The 2,868-nt window shown below is 45.1% G+C and carries 3 protein-coding genes; 2 read left to right on the top strand and 1 reads right to left on the bottom strand.

Annotation, left to right across the window (positions count from 1 at the left end):
* The first annotated feature begins 247 nt into the window (after positions 1-247).
* Complete coding sequence (gene ggt, locus B092_RS0112375; protein ID WP_018575545.1) at positions 248-2,038, top strand: gamma-glutamyltransferase; 1,791 nt, start codon at positions 248-250, stop codon at positions 2,036-2,038.
* A 240-nt stretch (positions 2,039-2,278) separates the two neighbouring features.
* Positions 2,279-2,611, top strand: a complete 333-nt coding sequence (locus B092_RS14485) for an NO-inducible flavohemoprotein (RefSeq protein WP_018575544.1) — start codon at positions 2,279-2,281, stop codon at positions 2,609-2,611.
* A 23-nt stretch (positions 2,612-2,634) separates the two neighbouring features.
* Here the strand turns inward: B092_RS14485 and B092_RS0112365 are convergent.
* Positions 2,635-2,868 (bottom strand): integrase core domain-containing protein (locus B092_RS0112365; RefSeq protein WP_018575543.1); only part of this gene is annotated, 234 nt, incomplete at its 5' end.

The following is a 2,868-nucleotide window of genomic DNA, read 5'->3' as shown; positions in this document are numbered from 1 at the left end:
AGAGACTTCGCCTGTAGGTAAGGGCGTCGGGCCAAGAACCCACCGAAGCGAGTCAGGCGATGGTCGCCTGAACGCCGTAGGAATCCCCGTTCTTTTGGGCGGGGAGGATGTCAAATACTAGGACTAACCATGAGTTACATTATTTTCTCTTTCAATTGACCCCTAATCATCAATAAAATCAAAGAGCTGTTCGGCAATTTTATAATGATAAAAACTCACACTATTCATCTCTGATGGAGGAGACTGTATGAAGCAATTTCTTCACACAAGCAATCCCAGAAAACTAACCTTAGTTTCTGCCTTAGCAGTCAGCATGGCCATTGCGTCCGCAACGTCTTGGGCGCGGGAAGCAAATACCAAACTCACTGCACCAACAAGCACCGTAGCGACTCATAATTACGATTATGAGATGAATGTGTTTCATCCTGTTCAAGCCACTAACGGGATGGTTGCTACTGAGCAAAATCTAGCCAGTCAAATCGGTTTAGAGATCTTAAAAAATGGGGGTAATGCAGTTGATGCAGCCGTAGCGATTGGTTTTTCACTTGCGGTTAGCCTACCCAACGCCGGTAATATCGGTGGTGGTGGTTTTATGCTTGTGCATGATGCAAAGAGCAATAAAACTGTCGCATTAGATTTCCGTGAAAAAGCACCTGCTGCTGCCACGGAAACTATGTACCAAGATGAAAATGGTGAAATTATTCCTCGCAAATCTTGGTACACTCACCAAGCAATTGGTGTTCCGGGCACTGTGGCCGGTTTAACTAAAGCACTCGAGCAATGGGGTTCTTTACCTTTGGCAGAGGTGATGCAGCCCGCCATTGATCTAGCAGAACAGGGTTACGAAGTCTCTCCTACCATGGCTAAATTACTCCAAGTTGAAAAAGACAACCTCGGTAAATGGCCTACGACCAAGGCTATTTTCTTTGATGGCGATGAGCCACTAGCGCTTGGTGATACCCTAGTACAAAAAAACTTGTCAGAAAGCCTTAAACTAATTGCTAAAGAAGGTGCTGATGCATTCTACAAAGGCGCGATTGCCGAAGAAATTGTACGTGACCAAGAAGCTCATGACGGTTTAATCACTAAAGACGACTTAGCCTCTTATGAAGCAACTGAGCGTGAGGTGGTTCGCGGTGACTATCGAGGCTATGAGATTGTATCGATGCCTTTACCTAGTTCCGGCGGTATTCATATCATACAAATGCTCAATGCCATGGAGCATTTACCTATTAAGGAATCCGGTGTTAATAGCGCAAAAACCATCAGTCTCATGGCTGAAACGATGAAACGCGCTTATGCTGATCGCTCCGAATATTTGGGTGACAGTGACTTTGTGGATGTGCCAATCCAAGAGTTAACGAGTAAAGAATACGCTAAAGCTATCGCCGATGAGGTACTTAAAGGGGAGATTACACCGGCTCAAGAAATTAAACCCGGTGATTTAGCTCCTTATGAAAGCGATCAAACGACCCATTACTCCGTGGTTGACAAGGAAGGTAATGCAGTAGCAGTGACTTACACCTTAAACCTAAACTTTGGTAGTGGTATTGTAGCGGGTGAAACCGGTATTCTGATGAATAACGAAATGGATGATTTCTCTGCTAAGCCCGGTGTACCCAATGCCTTTGGTTTAATCGGTGGTTCAGCCAATGCCATTGAAGCCGGCAAACGCCCCCTCTCATCAATGACGCCTACCATGGTACTCAAAGATAGCAAACCATGGTTGGTCACTGGTAGCCCGGGCGGTGCACGTATTATTACGACCGTACTACAGCAAATTGTGAATGCAATCGATTTCGGTATGAATCCGGCTGCGGCAACCAACACGCCTCGCTTCCACCACCAATGGCTTCCTGATGAGTTGCGTTTAGAAGTTGGCTTTAGCCCGGATACAATCCAGTTATTAGAAAATGCCGGCTATGACGTAAGCGTTAAACCAAGCATGGGTCGCACACAGACGATTCAAATTATCGATGATACGATGTATGGCTATTCAGATCCTCGTAATCCGGATGGTTCAGCGATCGGTTATTAACATCTAAACACTAAATACACTACACTCCCCTAAAAGTGACTAACATTCCACTTTTAGGGGTATTTCAGCGTTCTGACGTAGCATTTCTGCTCTCACAAAGACCCTATACGACGTTACTGTCACTTACGGCAAACACCTCCTTTTGATCTATCACAAATAACTATAGTCTAAGACTCGCATCCATTGTCATGACCGATACGTCACGGTTAGCTATCTAATAAATAGCTAAAAGAGCTCATTATGCTAACAGCCGAACAAAAAAAGTTCATTGAAGACACGGTTAACCTCATTGTGGCTAAACACCTCAGTCTGAATATTCAACCGAAACAATATGCCATTGTTGGGGATAACTTACTTAATTCAATTAGCAAAGTGCTGGAAGTCCCCATGGATAGCGAACTAATCGCCGCTTGGGCCGTTGCTTATCAGCAATTAGCAGGTATATTAATTGCGATCGAAAAAGCCAAAGACAAAGCGGGTCAATACATCTCTATCCGCGTGACAGTGGCGGAAATAGGGCACAAGCAACCACGTCAATATACTTTATCAAATACCTTTAACGAGCAGGTGTAATGACCCAGCACTTTCTGCTCACCTTATGCCGCTAAAGCCTCTCTGACTTCAACTGGCGATTTCATGCCCAAAGACTGGTGTGGGCGTTGATGGTTGTAAAACCCGCTCCAGTCCGCTAACACCCGATTGGCATGTTGTATGCTCTCAAACCGCTGCCGATGGACACATTGCTCTTTGAGCGTACGAATAAAACGTTCAATCATTCCATTCTGTTGAGGGCAGTATGGCATGATAAATTCCTGCCGTAACCCATAGCC

The sequence above is a fragment of the Oligella ureolytica DSM 18253 genome (genome assembly GCF_000373745.1).
In the GTDB taxonomy this organism is placed as follows: Bacteria; Pseudomonadota; Gammaproteobacteria; order Burkholderiales; family Burkholderiaceae_B; genus Oligella; species Oligella ureolytica.
The sequence above is the reverse complement of the archived record's forward strand: the minus strand, read 5'-3'. Positions and strand labels throughout refer to the sequence as shown.